15 protein-coding genes and 1 riboswitch are annotated in these 16,177 nt (G+C 67.4%); of the genes, 5 read left to right on the forward strand and 10 right to left on the reverse strand.

The features are described from left to right. Positions 1 to 83: 83 nt before the first annotated feature. Positions 84 to 1,334: a DNA polymerase III subunit delta' gene (locus IEV93_RS01470; RefSeq protein WP_188486250.1), complete on the reverse strand. Its 1,251-nt coding sequence runs from the start codon at positions 1,332 to 1,334 to the stop codon at positions 84 to 86. Positions 1,335 to 1,441: 107 nt separating this feature from the next. Here IEV93_RS01470 and IEV93_RS01475 point away from each other — a divergent pair, with 107 nt between their 5' ends. Continuing rightward, positions 1,442 to 3,109 (forward strand): adenylate/guanylate cyclase domain-containing protein, encoded by a 1,668-nt coding sequence (locus IEV93_RS01475; RefSeq protein WP_188486254.1) that lies wholly within the window; start codon positions 1,442 to 1,444, stop codon positions 3,107 to 3,109. Between the two features lie 12 nt (positions 3,110 to 3,121). Here the strand turns inward: IEV93_RS01475 and topA are convergent, their stop codons facing one another. The 3 genes from topA to IEV93_RS01490 form a co-directional block, all read right to left on the reverse strand. After that, positions 3,122 to 6,211: a type I DNA topoisomerase gene (gene topA, locus IEV93_RS01480; protein ID WP_188486256.1), complete on the reverse strand. Its 3,090-nt coding sequence runs from the start codon at positions 6,209 to 6,211 to the stop codon at positions 3,122 to 3,124. A 233-nt stretch (positions 6,212 to 6,444) separates the two neighbouring features. Continuing rightward, complete coding sequence (locus tag IEV93_RS01485) at positions 6,445 to 7,023, reverse strand: hypothetical protein (RefSeq protein WP_188486258.1); 579 nt, start codon at positions 7,021 to 7,023, stop codon at positions 6,445 to 6,447. A 92-nt stretch (positions 7,024 to 7,115) separates the two neighbouring features. Continuing rightward, entirely contained in the window at positions 7,116 to 7,319 is a 204-nt protein-coding gene (locus IEV93_RS01490) for a cold-shock protein (protein ID WP_045821523.1), read from the reverse strand. A 306-nt stretch (positions 7,320 to 7,625) separates the two neighbouring features. Between IEV93_RS01490 and IEV93_RS01495 the strand changes: the two genes are divergently transcribed. From IEV93_RS01495 to IEV93_RS01510, 4 genes are all read left to right on the forward strand, one after another. Further along, on the forward strand, positions 7,626 to 9,944 hold the full coding sequence (locus IEV93_RS01495; RefSeq protein ID WP_188486260.1) for a DEAD/DEAH box helicase: 2,319 nt from the start codon (positions 7,626 to 7,628) through the stop codon (positions 9,942 to 9,944). A gap of 154 nt (positions 9,945 to 10,098) precedes the next feature. Further along, positions 10,099 to 10,545, forward strand: coding sequence for a DUF5313 family protein (locus IEV93_RS01500; RefSeq protein ID WP_188486262.1), 447 nt, complete (start codon positions 10,099 to 10,101; stop codon positions 10,543 to 10,545). Between the two features lie 11 nt (positions 10,546 to 10,556). Further along, the gene (eno, locus tag IEV93_RS01505) at positions 10,557 to 11,834 is read left to right on the forward strand and encodes a phosphopyruvate hydratase (RefSeq protein ID WP_188486264.1); all 1,278 of its coding nucleotides are present in this window, start codon (positions 10,557 to 10,559) and stop codon (positions 11,832 to 11,834) included. Next, positions 11,831 to 12,556 (forward strand): 2,3-bisphosphoglycerate-dependent phosphoglycerate mutase, encoded by a 726-nt coding sequence (locus tag IEV93_RS01510; RefSeq protein WP_188486266.1) that lies wholly within the window; start codon positions 11,831 to 11,833, stop codon positions 12,554 to 12,556. Before eno ends, IEV93_RS01510 begins: the two co-directional genes overlap by 4 nt. Here IEV93_RS01510 and IEV93_RS01515 read toward each other — a convergent pair. From IEV93_RS01515 to IEV93_RS01540, 6 genes are all read right to left on the reverse strand, one after another. After that, positions 12,553 to 13,113, reverse strand: coding sequence for a histidine phosphatase family protein (locus IEV93_RS01515; protein WP_188486269.1), 561 nt, complete (start codon positions 13,111 to 13,113; stop codon positions 12,553 to 12,555). The genes IEV93_RS01510 and IEV93_RS01515 overlap by 4 nt on opposite strands. Continuing rightward, positions 13,110 to 13,628 carry a universal stress protein gene (locus IEV93_RS01520; protein WP_229704811.1) on the reverse strand — a complete coding sequence of 173 codons (519 nt, stop codon included), beginning with the start codon at positions 13,626 to 13,628 and terminating at the stop codon, positions 13,110 to 13,112. Before IEV93_RS01520 ends, IEV93_RS01515 begins: the two co-directional genes overlap by 4 nt. A 44-nt stretch (positions 13,629 to 13,672) precedes the next feature. Further along, on the reverse strand, positions 13,673 to 14,041 hold the full coding sequence (crcB, locus tag IEV93_RS01525; RefSeq protein ID WP_188486271.1) for a fluoride efflux transporter CrcB: 369 nt from the start codon (positions 14,039 to 14,041) through the stop codon (positions 13,673 to 13,675). Then, positions 14,038 to 14,532 (reverse strand): fluoride efflux transporter FluC, encoded by a 495-nt coding sequence (locus tag IEV93_RS01530; protein WP_188486273.1) that lies wholly within the window; start codon positions 14,530 to 14,532, stop codon positions 14,038 to 14,040. The genes crcB and IEV93_RS01530 overlap by 4 nt, the downstream gene beginning before the upstream one ends. A 17-nt stretch (positions 14,533 to 14,549) precedes the next feature. Next, positions 14,550 to 14,621: riboswitch (Fluoride riboswitch) on the reverse strand. A 3-nt stretch (positions 14,622 to 14,624) separates the two neighbouring features. Further along, a complete protein-coding gene (locus IEV93_RS01535; protein ID WP_188486275.1) occupies positions 14,625 to 14,981 on the reverse strand; it encodes a hypothetical protein in 357 nt (118 codons plus the stop codon). A 3-nt stretch (positions 14,982 to 14,984) separates the two neighbouring features. After that, a complete protein-coding gene (locus IEV93_RS01540; RefSeq protein ID WP_188486278.1) occupies positions 14,985 to 16,160 on the reverse strand; it encodes a TDT family transporter in 1,176 nt (391 codons plus the stop codon). Positions 16,161 to 16,177: the final 17 nt, after the last annotated feature.

Below are 16,177 nucleotides of genomic sequence, written 5' to 3' on the forward strand. Positions count from 1 at the left end.
CCGCCACCCGGAAATGTGCGGTTCCGGTGACCGCGACCTGGGGTTTCGCTCACCGGAACCACACATTTCCGGTGGCCTGGGGATCAGTGACGCAGGGCGGTCGACACCTTGGCGACCATCGCGTCGACCGCGAAGCGGGGTTTGACGTTGTAGTCGAGCACCTCGCGGCACTCCAGAACGGCCTCGACGCACTGCAGGAGTTCCTCGGGCCGCGCGTAGCCGGCCATCTTCACCGTCTGATCGGCCATGTCGGGGTGCATCGACGCCACCGGCGACGCGTACGACGCGACCAGCGCATCGCGGAACAACGCGGCCAGGTCGACCAGGGCGCGGTCGAGGACGTCGCGCTTGAGTCGCGTTGTGCGCGACTTCTGTTGTTGTTCCAGGGCTTTGAGGACCCCAGCGGAACCGCGCATCGCGCCACCCGAGCCCTTGCCCGTCCCGCCTGCACCGAGCGCGGTCCGCATCTCCTCGGTCTCGGCCTCGTCGAGCGGCGTGGCGATCGCCTTGGCCACCGTCTCGGCCGACCGGACGAGGTCCTCGGCGGACGCGTAGGCGGTGGCCTCACGGGTCGCCGCGCGCGCCAACCCGAGTGCCCGCGTCCGTTGATCCCGCGCATCTGCATCGGTGGCCAGCCGGCGGGCGCGGCCGACGTGTCCGCCGCACACCGACGCCGCCCAGCGAGCCATGTCCGGTTCGATCCCGTCGGCGATCAGCACCTCGGCGATGGACGCGACCGACGGCATCGTCAGCGGTACATGCCTGCACCGCGACTTCAGCGTCACCGAGATGTCCTCGGGGTCGATCGACGGCGCGCACAGCAGGATCACCGTCCGCGGTGGTGGCTCCTCCACGACCTTGAGCAGCGCGTTGGCGGCGCCCTCGCTGAGTCGGTCGGCGTCCTCGATGACCACGATCTGCCAGCGGCCGGTACTGGGACGACGTGAGGCGATCTGGACCGTGTCGCGGATGAGCTTCACGCCGATGCTCAGGCCCTCGGGCACGATGCGGCGCACATCGCCATGGGTTCCCGCCATGACCGTCGTACAGGCGTGACAGTGGCCGCAGCCGATCTCGCCCGGTGTCTCGCACTGCAGGGCGGCGGCGAAGCACTGGGCGGCCACGGAACGGCCGCTGCCGGGCGGGCCGGTGAACAGCCAGGCGTGGGTCATCGAGTTGCGAGGAGCGACCACGTCGTCCTCGCCGAGCAGCGACATCGCGCCGGTCGCGGCCTCGTGCAGACGCGTCGCGGCGGCGGTCGCCGAGCGGGCGGCGCCGACGAGTTCGTCCACCACGGCCTGCTGGCCGACCAGCCGATCGAATACCGACGTCACGATGAGAAGGGTAACCGGGCCGCCCGACAGGCGAACACGACGAGACCCCGGGAACGACCATGAGACCGGGGAACAACATAGGACGCGAGCAGAGGGACCGCTACCGTATGAGCGTGGTCCAGCGGCAGTCGAGATACCAGCGGGTCGTGCACCTGCTGCGATGGCTCGCGCACACGCCGTGGCCCATCCTCGCCCTCGACCTGCTCCGGGCGAACGTCATCGGCGCCCTGTTCACCTTCGCGTTCCTGCGCTTCGGGATGCCGTACGAGTACACGGTCAAGCTCGACGAGATCAGCACGGCGAACCAGGCGGTGTTCATCGCCTACCTGGGTCTCGCGATGGCCGTGGGCGCCTTCATCAGCATCTGGCTCACGCTGCCCGTCCTCGTGTGGCACCGGCGACGCAGCCGTCTCGACAACGAGATGGCGCGGAACCGCGCGCTGCGACTACCCGTCCTGCTGACCGGGGTGAACCTCGTCCTGTGGGCCGTCGGCGGGGTGGTGTTCGCCCTGCTCAACCTGTCGGCGTCGGGGACCACGGCCCTGATCGTCTACGTCGCCTCGGTCATCGGCGGGTTCGTGTCCTGTGCGCTCGGCTACATGCAGTCCGAGAAGGTCCTGCGTCCGATCACGGTCTCGGCGATGGCGAACGACCCGACGACCGCGGTCGCGCCCAGCGTCACCGTGCGCATCACCCTGTTCTGGTGCATCAGCGTGGTCGTGCCGCTGATCGCGATGGTCGCCCTGGTCCTCGGTCAGCAGAACGGCATCGTCAACACCGACGCCGAGGGTCTGCAGCGACCCCTGCTGTGGCTGGCGGTGGCGGCCCTGGCGTTCGGACTGATCGGTCTGGTGCGGCTGGTCAGCGCCGTCGCCGACCCGATCACCCAGCTGCGCCGCGCCCAGCACCAGGTCCGCAACGGCAACTACAACACCTCGGTCCGCATCTACGACGGCAGCGACCTGGGCCTGCTGCAGGCCGGGTTCAACGAGATGGTCGGCGATCTGCGCGAGCGCGAACAGCTCCGCAACCTGTTCGGCCGGTATGTCGGCGAGGACGTCGCCCGTCGAGCCATCGAGACCGGCACGGAGCTCGGCGGCGAGGAACGTTATGTCGGCGTCCTGTTCGTCGACATCGTCGGGTCGACGCGGCTGGCCGTGAACCGTCCCCCTCGCGAGGTCGTCGATCTGCTCAACGAGTTCTTCCGGGTCGTCGTCGAGACGGTCGGGCGCCACGGCGGCTTCGTCAACAAGTTCCAGGGTGACGCCGCCCTGGCCATCTTCGGCGCGCCACTCGACCTCGACGACTTCGCGGGCCACACCCTGGCCGCGGCCCGCGAACTGCGGATCGAACTCGACGTCGCCCTCGGCGAGACCGACATCGGCATCGGGGTGTCGGCGGGCAAGGCCATCGCCGGGCACATCGGAACCCAGGAACGCCTGGAGTACACGGTGATCGGCGACCCGGTCAACGAGGCCGCACGCCTCACCGAGATGGCCAAGGACGAACCCACCCGCGTGCTCGGGTCTGCCCGTGCGGTCTACCTCGCCTCCGACGAGGAGGCCGAGTGCTGGGACATCGGCGAGGGTGTCGAGTTGCGCGGTCGCGGCATCGAGACCCGACTCGCCCGACCGAAGTTCGCGCTGGTCGTCGAGGAGGACGATCTGGTCAGCGATCCCTCCGACAGCGTCCCGAAGGGTCCGGTCGGTGCCTCGCACACCGGCGGCGGGGAACCCGCCGACGCCGATGACGACGAGGAGCGCTCGGCGGTCTGACCGCCGAGCCCGCTACTCGGTCGTCTTCTTCGCCGGAGCCTTCTTCGCCGCGGTCTTCGTGGCTGCGGTCTTCTTCGCCGGGGCCTTCTTGGCCGCCGCCTTCTTCGCGGGGGTCTTCTTGGCCGCGGTCTTCTTGGCGGGCGACTTCTTGGCCGGGGCCTTCTTCGCCTTCTTCTTCACCGGGCCGCGCGCGCGACGATCGGCGAGGAGCTCCATGGCCCGCTCGTCGGTGATCGAGGCGACGTCGTCGTCCTTGCGCAGGCTGGCGTTCGTCTCGCCGTCGGTGACGTACGGGCCGAAGCGGCCGTCCTTGATGACCATCGGCTGCTCGCTGACCGAGTCCTTGCCGAGCTCACGCAGTGGCGGTGCCGCGGCTGCGCGGCCACGACGCTTGGGCTCGGAGTAGATCTTGAGCGCCTCCTCGAGCGTGATCCCGAAGATCTGGTCCTCGGCGCTCAGCGAGCGGGAGTCGGTGCCCTTCTTCAGATACGGGCCGTAGCGGCCGTTCTGGGCGGTGATCTCCTCGCCGCTCTCCGGATCGGCACCGACGACGCGCGGCAGCGACAGCAGCATCAGCGCGTCCTCGAGGGTGATCGAGGCGATCTCCATCGACTTGAACAGCGAACCGGTGCGCGGCTTGGGGCCGGCCTTCTTGGCGGCGGTCTTCTTCGTCGCCTTCTTGGCCGCGGTCTTCGTGGTCGCGCCGGCCTTCGTGGCCACCGCGGTCCCACCGCTGCCCGACGACGCGGCCGCGCCGTCACCGTCGAGAGGTGTCGGACCGGGCGGAACCGTCAGTGCCGGAACCGATCCCCCGCCCTCGCCGTCGGAGTCGCCCTTGGGCTCGTCGTCCTCGGGGTCCGGGAGGATCTCGGTGACGTAGGGCCCGAAGCGACCCTCCTTGGCCACGATCTCGTGTCCGGAGACCGGGTCGACACCGAGGGTGCGGCCCTCCTGCGGTGTGGCGAACAGGTGCTCGGCGACCTCGAGGGTGAGCTCGTCCGGGGTCATGTCGTCGGGCAGGTTCGCGCGCTGCGACTCCGGCTCCGCGTCGGGTGCGGCGACGTTGCGCTCGAGGTACGGGCCGAATCGGCCGACGCGCACGTAGACCGGGCGGCCCTGCTCGTCGTCGAACAGCTTGATCGAGTTGACCGACCGGGCGTCGATCTCCTCGAGGTTCACGCCGACGAGCTTCTTGAGCCCGCCGTGCGCGGCGATGTCGTTGCCCTGCCCGGCGGCGTCGCCGTCACTGGGGCTGCCACCGTCCGGGAGCGGGGTCGCGCCGTCGGCGCCGTCACCGAAGTAGAAGCGCGACAGCCAGTGGGTGCGGTTCTCCTGCCCCGAGGCGATCTGGTCGAGGTCGTCCTCGAGCGATGCCGTGAAGTCGTAGTCGACGAGGCTGCCGAAGTAGGCCTCGAGCAGTCCGACCACGGCGAACGCAACCCATGAGGGGACGAGCGCGCTGCCTTTCTTGTGGACGTAGCCGCGGTCCTGGATGGTGCCGATGATCGACGCGTACGTCGACGGGCGACCGATCCCCAACTCCTCCAGGATCTTCACCAGCGAGGCCTCGGTGAATCGGGCCGGCGGGTTGGTGGTGTGACCGGCCGCGTCGAGATCGGCGGCGGTCAGACGCTGACCCTCCACCAGGGTGGGCAGCCGGACCTCGTCGTTGTCGGCCTGGCCGCCGGCCTGCTCGTCGACGGTCTCGACGTAGGCCGACAGGAAGCCCGGGAACGTGATGGTGCGCCCGGAGGCGGCGAACGTGCACACCTCACCCGAGCGGGCGGCGCCGGAGATCCGCAGGCTCATCGTGGTGCCGCGGGCGTCGGCCATCTGCGAGGCGACGGTGCGCTGCCAGATCAGCTCGTACAGGCGGAACTCGTCGGACTGCAGCGCGGACGCCACCTGGCCGGGGGTGCGGAAGCTCTCGCCGGCCGGGCGGATCGCCTCGTGTGCCTCCTGGGCGTTCTTGACCTTGCGGGTGTACTGCCGCGGGGTGGGATGCACGAAATCGGCGCCGTAGAGGTCACGTGCCTGATTGCGTGCCGCCGTGATCGCCGACTCCGACAGCGTCGTGGAGTCGGTACGCATGTAGGTGATGTAGCCGTTCTCGTACAGCCGCTGCGCGATGCGCATCGTCCGGTCCGAGGTGAAGCGCAGCTTGCGGCCGGCCTCCTGCTGCAGCGTCGACGTCATGAACGGTGCGTAGGGCTTACGGGTGTACGGCTTCTCCTCGACCGAGGCGACGGTGAGGTCGGCACCCTGCAGGCCGGTGGCCAGAGCCGTGGCCCGGGCCTCGTCGAGCACGACGATGCCGTCGGTCTTCTTCATCGAGCCGGTGGCGTCGAAGTCGCGACCCGAGGCGACCCGGTCGGAGTCGACGTTGACGAGCTTGGCCTTGAAACGGCGCGGCGTGACGTCCTCGCCGGCGTCGAGGGTGGCCTCGATGTCCCAGTACGACGCGGACACGAACGCCATGCGCTCACGTTCGCGCTCGACGATGATGCGGGTGGCCACCGACTGCACGCGGCCCGCCGACAGCTTCGGCATGACCTTCTTCCACAGGACCGGCGACACCTCGTAGCCGTACAGGCGGTCGAGGATGCGACGGGTCTCCTGCGCGTCGACCAGGTCGACGTCGAGATCGCGGGGGCTGGCGGCGGCGGCCTGGATGGCCGACTGGGTGATCTCGTGGAACACCATGCGCTTGACGGGCACGGTGGGTCGCAGCGTCTCGAGGAGATGCCAGGCGATGGCCTCACCCTCACGGTCACCGTCCGTCGCGAGGTAGAGCTCGTCGACGCCCTTCAGCAGCGACTTGAGCTCGGTGACGGTCGACTTCTTGTCCGGGGAGACGACGTAGAGGGGCTCGAAGTTCTCGTCGACGTTGACGCCGAGTCGGGCCCAGGCCTGTCCCTTGTACTTGGCGGGGACATCGGCAGCGCCGCGCGGGAGGTCACGGATGTGGCCGCGCGAGGACTCCACGACATAGTTCGACCCCAGGTATCCGGCGATCTTGCGAGCCTTGGTCGGTGACTCGACGATCACCAGCCGGCGCACGTTCTCGCCCGATGTGGGGGACGCAGTGTCGCTATCAGCCACTGTCTGTGCCTGCACCTTTCCTCGGCCCCATATATAAGGCCTGTGTGGTCGTCCGCAGCTGCTGCCACGTTCGCAGTACTCCGGCCTGTTCTACCCCATATAACAGCCTCTTGGCATAACGCTGTGTGACCGACCGGGGTCGATGACCGCGCGGCGCGGGTCCCGACGCCACTATGAGGCGGGATGAATGCCCAGCTCAGGGGGCCGATCGGCCGTGTCGTGGACAGACTGCGTCACAGTGTCGGCCAGAATGCGACGGCGTCGAGGTCGTCGGGCGGTGCGCCGATGTTCTCGACCAACCGCGACATCCGGCGTCGACCGGCGATCCGGAGCGCCGGACTGCTGCCACGGGTGCCCACCAGGGTGGGGGCGATGCCCGCCCGCATGAGCGCGGTGGCCAACGGTGAGTGGGTCTCGGGGGCGTGCGGGTCGAGGCCGAGCAGGTAGCGGTCCTCGTCGGGCCGCCCGGCCGCGATCGTCCACAGGCGCATCGCACGGTTCGACGGGACCCAGTCGGCGGGCATGGTCTTGATCGCGCCCTTGAGCCAGGTCCGGTTGAGGGTGTCGAGGAGCTTGGAGGTCTCGGTGCGCGCCATCGCCGACCCCTCGTCGGACGTCGCGACGTGGGCGCGGACGCCGCATCGATCGATCTCGGCGACGAGGGCATCGGCACGCCACTGCGCGTCGACGACGATGGACACACGGCTACCCGCGGGGGAGATCATCGACTGTCCGTGGGCCGCAAAGAGTCCCGACAGATCCTCGAGTGAGGGCTCGTCGGTCTCCGCGGAGAAAAAGGACAGTTGGCCCACGGGGGCAGCTTACTCCGGGCATGAACAACGCCCCCGGCGATCCGCTGCTGCGGGGCCGGGGGCGCTGTCGTGCAATCGTGAGGAAGAGCAGATCAGACGGCGCGGACGCCGGTGGCCTGCGGGCCCTTCGTGCCCTGTCCCACCTCGAACTCCACCCGCTGGTTCTCTTCCAGAGTGCGGAAACCGGATCCCTGGATCTCGGAGTAGTGGACAAACACGTCGTCCGGTCCATCATCGGGCGCGATGAAGCCGAAGCCCTTTTCCGCGTTGAACCACTTCACAGTTCCCTGTGCCATCAGCTTGAATCCTTTACATACTCACCGGAAGCGACACGGTGTGTCACCGCGCCGGGCCCGTTCCGACCGCCATACCGACTGGCGACGTTTGCGGACCAGCCGCGCACTAACCTTCAGTACCACGCTCGCAACACGTTTTCGGAGGGACGATCGATGAAGGAAAGCTCCCCGAAAGCTGCGACCAACGACAGTCAATCATGTTCGCGATCCTTCCGATAGTCGAGAAGTCAAACTGAACAAAACACTGTCAGATTTCAACGAATCGACACGAAGCGGTAACGCCAGAACGCAGATGAAGGACCGACGATGACGCCCGAAGAGTCCTACGGCGAGCAGCTGTTGGCGCGCTCGCTGGCGGGTGTCGAGCCGTCGTTGTCACCTGTCACATATCAGACCGTGATCGGTTCTCAGACAGCACAGTTCGACGAATGGCCGGACTGGGCGCCTGCGGGTGTCGTCGACGCCTTCACCGAGGCCGGGGTGCGCCGACCGTGGACCCATCAGGTGGCCGCCGCGCAGGAGGCGCACGCCGGTCGGCACGTCGTCGTCGCGACGGGCACGGCGTCGGGCAAGTCCCTCGCCTACCAGTTGCCGATCCTCAGCGAGCTCACCGCCGACAACCACGCCACCGCGCTGTACCTTTCTCCCACAAAGGCATTGGGCGCCGACCAGATCCGGTCGTTGGTGTCGCTGCTGGCCGGGCGTCGCGAGTTCTCCCACATCGCGCCCTGCGCATACGACGGCGACACCGAGCCGGAGATCCGCCAGTGGGCGCGGGAACACTCGCGGTGGATCTTCACCAACCCCGACATGCTGCACCTCGGGATCCTCAGTTCACCGGCCCGGTGGCGACATTTCTTCCGCCATCTGCGCTACATCGTCATCGACGAATGCCACCACTACCGCGGGGTTTTCGGCTCCCACACCGCGCTGGTCGTCCAGCGCGCGCTGCGGGTGGCCCGGGCGGGCGGGGCCAACCCGACCGTCATCGCCGCCAGCGCCACCGCCGGCGAACCCGGCCTGGCACTCGAGCGTCTGATCGGTCGGCCGTGCACCGCCATCACCGCCGACGGGTCCCCGCACGGCGAGCGCACCGTGGCGCTGTGGGAGCCGGGCTTCACCCCCGGGGTCACCGGCGAGCAGGGGGCGCCGGTGCGCCGTGCCGCAGGCACCGAGGCCGCGCGCATCATGGCCGACCTCGTCATCGAGGGCGCACGGACGCTGTGTTTCGTGCGCAGTCGGGTCGGCGCCGAGGTCGCCGCCCGCTCCACCCGGCAGATCCTCGCCGCGGTGGACCCCGACCTCGTCGACCGGGTCGCGGCCTACCGCGCCGGATATCTGGCCGACGATCGCCGAAAGCTCGAGGCGGCCCTGTCCGACGGTGAGTTGCTCGGGGTGGCAACGACCAACGCCCTCGAACTCGGGGTCGACATCGCCGGGCTCGATGCGGTGATCGTCGCCGGATACCCGGGCACCGTCGCGTCGTTCTGGCAACAGGCGGGGCGGGCAGGCCGTCGCGGCGCCGGGTCGTTGGTGGTGATGATCGCGCGTGACGACCCCCTCGACACCTATCTCGTGCACCATCCCGAGGCGTTGCTGTCGCGGCCGGTCGAGGTCAGCGTCACCGACCCCACCAACCCGTACGTCCTCGGGCCGCATCTGCTGTGCGCCGCGGCGGAGCTGCCGTTGACCGAGGCCGACGTCGAGGCGTTCGACGCGCAGGCGCTCGTCGACGACCTGACCACCCAGGGGCTGCTGCGGCGCCGGCTCGCCGGCTGGTACGTCGCGGCGGGCCTGGACCCGCACGGCGACATCGACATCCGCGGTGGCATCGGCGGTCAGGTGATGATCGTCGACGCCACGACGTCGCAACTGCTCGGCACCGTCGACACCGGTCGGGCCATGTCGACCGTGCACGCGGGCGCGGTCCATCTGCACCAGGGGCGCTCCTACGTCGTCGACGAGCTCGACCTCGACAACGGGCTCGCGCTCACGCACCCCGAGGACCCCGACTGGACGACCTCGGCGCGACAGTCGACGGCGATGGACATCACCGCGACGACCGACGAACGGCGTCACGGCGCACTGACGGTCGCGCTGGTCGATGTCGACGTGACCCACCAGGTCATCGGATACATGCGGACGCTGCTGTCCGGCGAGGTGCTCGACGTCGTCGAGTTGGACATGCCCGCACAGACTCTGAGCACCCGGTCGGTGATGTACACGATCACCCCGGAGGCGCTCGAGGCCGTCGGGGTGTCGGTGAGCCGGTTCCCCGGCGCGCTGCACGCGGCCGAACACGCGGCCATCGGTCTGCTGCCGCTGATCGCGACGTGCGACCGCTGGGACATCGGCGGCCTGTCGACCAACCTGCATCCCGACACCGGGTTGCCGACGGTGTTCGTCTACGACGGCTACCCCGGAGGCGCCGGGTTCGCCGCCCGCGGATTCTCCGCGTTCGAGACGTGGATCCGCGCCACACGCGACGCGGTGACCGACTGCCGATGCGAGACGGGCTGCCCGTCGTGCGTGCAGTCACCCAAGTGCGGCAATGGAAACGAACCACTCGACAAGGCAGGTGCCATCGCAGTCCTCGACCTGATCCTGCGTGAGGTCCACGGGTAGACGTTCACCGAATCGTCGACAGCGGACACACGACCGACGCCATGTTCGATACAACTAACGCTTGTCGCGCCACAACGACTCCTCTGTTCCCGATGTCCGGCCGTGAGCGCATCCTGTGTTCACAGAGCATTCTCCAAACGATGGAGTCGAGAACATGAGCGCACAATCGGTCCGCCCCGGTCTTGTCGAATGGCTCGGCTATGTCGTCGGCCGCACACTGCCGGTCGAGTACAACGCTTGGGTGAGAAACGATCTCACCGGGCGACATGCGGCCGCGAGACACATTCTTCGCAACGAGCTCGTCTTCTCGCCGTTCTTCGTCGCAGCGCTCTTTCTTCCCGGGCCGTGGATTTTGCGGCTGTCGACCTTGGCGCTCGGATTCATCCTGGGAACCTTCTACACCGTCGCGTACATGAAGCCGCAGCGCGAAGGGCGTCTCCTCGCGCACGGGTTACCCGCAGATCTGTTGACCGCGCACGAGGCAATTCGTCATGACCAGCAGCGCCGCAGCTTCGAGCACGAGTACCGAAGCGGGGGCGTCGATCTGTCTGGTTCACGACTGCAGCCGACCCCAAGGTCGCCCGAGCCTCGTTTCATGTGAACGGAGATCCCATGCAGATCAGAAGAGTTGTGGCCATCCAGGTTCTGGATTCACGGGGGAATCCCACCATCCGGGTGAGCTTGACCGATGATGGTGGCCGCGAATTCGTCGCCGGTGTGCCTGCCGGTGCGTCCACGGGCACGCGCGAAGCGAAGGAGCTGCGTGACGGAGATCCGAATCGCTTCGGTGGGAGGGGGGTGTCGCGTGCCGTGGAGCACGTGAACGACGAGATCGCCGAGCTGGTCACAGCACAGGCGTGGACACGCCTCGCCGATCTGGACGACGCGTTGCGGTCGCTGGACGGCACGACGGACAAATCCCGGCTTGGGGCGAATGCGATCGTCGGAGTGTCGATGGCCGCGGCCCGCGCATTCGCCCACGACAGGAGGGAGCCGCTCTACCGCTATCTGTCATCATTGACGAGAACCGCACTGCGACTGCCGGTTCCGCATTTCAATGTGCTCAATGGCGGCGCGCATGCGGCCAACGCACTCGATTTTCAGGAGTTCATGATCGCTCCCATCGGCGCACCGTGTTACGCCGAGGCGTTGCGGTGGGGAGCCGAGGTGTATGCGTCACTGCGGTCCGAACTGCGCCGGGTTGGTCTGACGAGCGGACTGGGTGACGAAGGTGGCTTCGCCCCCGACATCGCCGATCCCCGACGAGCTTGTGAGTTGCTCGTCGCAGCGATCGGAAACACGGGATTGAACGCCGGTTCTGAGGGCGTCGCGCTCGCGATCGATCCCGCTGCGAACGGGTTCTTCGACGGATCCTCGTATTCGCTGGACGGGAAGGAGATGAGTCCGTCGGCACTGGTTGAGTTCTATCGCGGTCTCATCGACGAGTTCCCGGTGTGGTCCTTGGAAGACGGGTGCGCCGAAGGTGACGACGAGGGGTGGCAGCTGCTGACCCGAGAGCTGGGTGACGTGGTCCAGTTGGTGGGCGACGACATCTTCGTGACCGACCCAGAGACGATCCGAGCCGCTGCCGACGCCGATCTCGCGAACGCCGCTCTCATCAAGGTCAACCAGATCGGGACGGTGTCGGAGACCCTCGACGCGTTGTCAGTGTGCCGTGAGCGCGGGTACGCGGCCATGATCAGCCACCGGTCGGGAGAGACCCCGGACTCCTTCATCGCAGATCTGGCCGTTGGAAGCGGTTGCGGCCTAATCAAATCCGGTGCACCAGCGCGCGGCGAGAGAGTCGCAAAGTACAACCGTCTGCTGGAGATCGCAGCGCAGGAGAACGACGTACCCTATGGTCTCGCCGTACTGCGGGTTGATCGGTGACCGAAGGCCGCTTGGTGATCGTGCGCCACGGTGAGAGCGTCACCAACGCGGCGAGGGTGTTCACCGGGTGGCTCGATGTCGAGCTGACGATGCGGGGCCGTTCTGAGGCCACCCGTGTCGGGCAGACCTTGGCCGAGACCGACTGCATCCCAGACATCATGCACACATCGACCCTCTCGCGATCGCAAGAGTCGGCGCGCCTGATCTGCGAGGCGCTGCCTCGATCACTCGACGCGCACATCACCGCGCATCGGTCGCTGGATGAGCGGCACTATGGGGCGTTCACCGGGCGCGACAAAAGCGAGGTTCTAGGTGCTGTCGGCCCCGAATTCTTCGACGAAGCGCGAAATTCACTCATCGTGCCCCCACCACCGCTGTCCGGCAACGATCTGGCACGCCTGAGGAATTCGAGGTGGCCATCGAGCCGCCTGTCGCTGACCGGGACCCTGACGGAGTCCCTCGGTGACGTTGTTCTCCGGGTCTCCAGATTCTGGCAGGAAACGTTGTCGAGTGAACTGGGGGCGGGCGCAACGGTGCTCGTCGTGGCGCACGGAAATTCACTGAGGGCGCTCCTGGTGGTCATCGAGCATCTGACGCAGTCGGAATTGGCGGCGCGCCGTCTGGGAACGGGTGAGCCGCTGCTCTATCGCTTCGGCCACGACTTCTCGCCCACCGTGCACGGCGGCGAAACCATGAAGCCCCCACCAACAGAGCAGGTCTAGGAATCGACCTTCCAATTCATCGCTTGCACCGACCACCGATTGCCGTCCTCGGAGATGAGGTGGCATGACCCGGGGGCGATGGTCTCGTCGATCGTGCCTCCGATGATCGACTCGAGGATGGGTCGTAACACCGCGTCATGACTGACGAGGACCACCGGTCCGCTGGTCGCGGTCTGCGCTGCGTCGACGACGGCGGGCCAGACGCGCTCGAACACATCGGATTGCGGCTCGACTCCAGGGGCGGCATCAACGCGTCCGAACAGTCTGATCACCTCACTGCGCAGCTCACCGGTCCATTCGCCGTAATCACGATCGTTGAGCCGAGCGTCGACGTGATGGGCGATGGCGGCGGCGTCGGCGATGATCGTCGCTGTGCGCACCGCTCGCTCCAGCGGACTCGACCACACCACGTGAGGGTTCAGGCGAGCGATGTCGGCTGCCACCGCCTTCGCCTGATCGATACCGATGCTGTCGAGTTCGGGATCGGCGAGACCTCGAAGCCGGTCCTCGGCATTGAGCACGGTGCGACCGTGCCGGACGAGAATGATCCGGCTCATCGGTGGGCCTCGTCGGTGTCGCGCGGTACGACGAGTATCGGCATGTCGTGTCGTCCGATCAATCCGTGTGCCACCGACGGTTCGCCGAGAGATTCGAGGAAGGACCGTAGACCGCTGTGCGGTGATCCGACGACAACCATCAGGGAGTCGTTGTCGTGGGCGACGGAGAGGAGAAGACGCGCGGGGTCTCCGTGCGCGCAGTGATACGTCCAGCCGGCGTCGACGTCGCGGAGTGCCGCTACCGCATCGTGGGCTTGAGAATCGAGGGTGCGTCGGATCTCGTCCTCCCAGTCCGCCGAATCCGGGTCGACTGGCAGGTCGTCGATGTCGACGATGTGAACGACGTGTAGGTGGGCGGCGAGGCGCCGCGCGAGATCGACCGCGAAGGTGAGCGCTGACCCGCTCGCCGATTCGTGATCCCACCCGACGACGAGTGAGGTGGTTGCGGCGCGAGCGTCCGTTGTGCTCGACATGGTGCGATGACGTTCGATGTCGAGTTCGGGATCGTTGTCCATGAGATGGTCCTGCCGTTGTAGTGGGATGTGGCGTAGTTGACAGTTCAGAGTGCGGAGGTCAGGAGGAGTCCCAGAGCGCATGCGGCAACCGACGCTCCGAGTGTGCCGAGGATGTTGACGGCCGCAGCAAGATGCGCCCGCTGCTGGATGAGTCGGACGCTTTCGAAGCTCGCTGTGCTGAAAGTGGTGTAACCGCCGCAGAATCCCGTCCCGAGGACCGTTTGCCACCCGGGTGCTGCACCGTGGAAGAGCGCTGCGCCGGCCAGACCCCCGAGGAAAAAGGAACCCGAGACGTTGATCGCGATGGTCGCCCACGGGACAGTGCTCTTCCATCGGGATTTGACCTCTGCATCGACCACGAACCGGCACACCGCGCCGATCGCCCCTGCGATGATCGTCAGCATCAGTGTCATCGGTCGCCATCCGCTGTACGTCGCAGAGACGCGGCTGCGGTGATGCCGACCCAGGCGGCGATGATGCCACCGACCACACTCGCCGCGGCATATCCGGCTGCCAATCCCGCTGCACCATCGCGGACGAGGAGTGACGCCTCGAGAGCCAGGGTGCTGTAAGTGGTGAATGCGCCGCATACGCCGGTGCCCACGAGCACCCTGGTTCGGCGGCGCCATCCAGAGTCGGGACCCAGACGGGCGAGCGCCTCGAGGAGCCCGCCCAGAACGGCCGCTCCGGCGAGGTTGATCACGAATGTGCCGGTCGGCCACCCGGTGCCATCGTGGGGCAGCAAGAGTTCGATGCCGTACCGTGCCGCTGTTCCCGCTGCTCCCCCGAGTAGAACCAGGCCGAGCGCTTCCGGATGCAAGTGGAACGGGACTCCCGCGCGACCGCCGGAGTCGGGGTCGATCGGCAGCTTGTCGAGGTCTCGTCGCCTGTCACCGGAACGCATGCGCCCACCCATCATCGACATGGGTAGGAACCATCAGCCGTGTGGCGGTTCGAGCAGATGCTCCGGCGGGATCCATCACCGTGTTCGTCAGCCTAGCGTGTGCGGGTCGATCGGCGAATCGGGCCGTAAGCACTGAGGTACTTCGCTCGTCGCGCGCGAACGACATCACGACGCAGCGCCGGATCGCGGGACACGCTCAGATCCATCCTCAGGAGCGCGTACGCCGAGCCGAACAGCACAAGGGTGATCACCGCCATCACGATCCAGAAGATGACTTCGCCGCCGGCAAGCGCCACGAGGGTGACGCCGCCGGTTGCTGTGCCTGCCATCACCATCGTCGCCGCAGCCCACATGGCCGGTGTGGTTCGCCGTTCGCGGCGCAGTCGTCGTTGTACGTCGTTCATCGTCATCTCCTTGGAAGAGAAATCGGTGTTCTCGTCGCTGCTCACCGATCAGGCGGGGAGGAAGACCTTGCCGCTGATCGTGCCGCGAAGGGTGTGGGTGGCGACCGTGGCCCAGGCGGTCAGCAGCACGACGTAGAGGCCGACGGCCATCGCGTGGATGACCGAGATGCCGGCTGCGGTGCCCAGCGCGGTGGCACCGGTGACACAGGTTCCCACCGGGAAGGTGAAGCTCCACCAGGTGAGTGAGAAGCTCAGCCCGCGCCGTGCGGCGTGGATGGTCAGCATGGTGGCGAGGGCGAACATCAGGATGCCGAATCCGCCCATCGCGAAGCCGTATGCGATGCCGAAGATGTGGAGTCCGGTCGCGATGACGGCCTGCTTGCCGACGAACACCGTCGCGGCGTGGGTGCCGAGCAGGTTCGTGGCGGTGATGGACTGGCCGATCATGCCCAGGGTGATCCACACAGTGGGTGCGGCCTGCACGGCGGGCATGCCGCCGTGGACCAGGCGCGAGTAGATCATCGTCATGGTGATCATCCCGAGGAACAGGCTCAGTCCGAACATGGCATAGCAGGCGGCGATGAGCGCGAGCCGCGACTGCCCGGCCGCGACGTGATCGAGCAACAGTGCGCCGGTCGACGCAGACACCATCGGAGGCACGATGGGCATCAACCACGCGGGTAACGCCATGGCGGTGTCGTGATCGTGAGCGGTGATCATCCGGTACGGAATCCACAGACTGGTGGCCAGACCGGTCAGTGTTCCCGCGGTCCACAGGACTGCGTCGATCCACACCGCGGCGCTCGAGCCGATGAGCGCAGGTCCCAACGTGATCGCGCCGGCGCCCACGGTGAGCATCGCCATCGGCGGTGCACCGTAGAACTGCGACATCACCGGGTGTGCGGCGTGGGCACGGGCGTGGCCGCGGTGCAGCGTCCAGTGCGCAGCGAAGGCGACGGTCAGCGCGACCAACGCGGTCGACGCGATGAGCCACACCACGGTCGCGAAGGTGTGCAGGCCAGTGAACTGCAGGGGCAGGGTGGCGGCCGCGTTCGCGACGATGCCCGTTCCCATCACCGAGGCGTACCAGTTGGGGGTGATGTGCTCGAGCATCTGGCCGGGGCGACCCAGGTGCCCGAACACGACCGGAGCGCGACGATGCGACTCCGACCGGTCCGCCGAGCGCGCGACGGTTGACGAGGTGAGGTTCACGGTGGTGGACATACATCGAGTATCGGCGG

The organism is Williamsia phyllosphaerae (assembly GCF_014635305.1).
Lineage (GTDB): Bacteria > Actinomycetota > Actinomycetes > Mycobacteriales > Mycobacteriaceae > Williamsia_A > Williamsia_A phyllosphaerae.

What these genes read in the sequence shown, in the direction of transcription:
- IEV93_RS01540 (WP_188486278.1), bottom strand. Translation starts at nt 16,160, where the DNA reads ATGTCCACCACCGTGAACCTCACCTCGTCAACCGTCGCGCGCTCGGCG.
- IEV93_RS01490 (WP_045821523.1), bottom strand. Translation starts at nt 7,319, where the DNA reads ATGGCACAGGGAACTGTGAAGTGGTTCAACGCGGAAAAGGGCTTCGGC.
- IEV93_RS01495 (WP_188486260.1), top strand. Translation starts at nt 7,626, where the DNA reads ATGACGCCCGAAGAGTCCTACGGCGAGCAGCTGTTGGCGCGCTCGCTG.
- IEV93_RS01500 (WP_188486262.1), top strand. Translation starts at nt 10,099, where the DNA reads ATGAGCGCACAATCGGTCCGCCCCGGTCTTGTCGAATGGCTCGGCTAT.
- IEV93_RS01475 (WP_188486254.1), top strand. Translation starts at nt 1,442, where the DNA reads ATGAGCGTGGTCCAGCGGCAGTCGAGATACCAGCGGGTCGTGCACCTG.
- IEV93_RS01520 (WP_229704811.1), bottom strand. Translation starts at nt 13,628, where the DNA reads ATGGACAACGATCCCGAACTCGACATCGAACGTCATCGCACCATGTCG.
- IEV93_RS01515 (WP_188486269.1), bottom strand. Translation starts at nt 13,113, where the DNA reads ATGAGCCGGATCATTCTCGTCCGGCACGGTCGCACCGTGCTCAATGCC.
- eno (WP_188486264.1), top strand. Translation starts at nt 10,557, where the DNA reads ATGCAGATCAGAAGAGTTGTGGCCATCCAGGTTCTGGATTCACGGGGG.
- crcB (WP_188486271.1), bottom strand. Translation starts at nt 14,041, where the DNA reads ATGACACTGATGCTGACGATCATCGCAGGGGCGATCGGCGCGGTGTGC.
- IEV93_RS01530 (WP_188486273.1), bottom strand. Translation starts at nt 14,532, where the DNA reads ATGCGTTCCGGTGACAGGCGACGAGACCTCGACAAGCTGCCGATCGAC.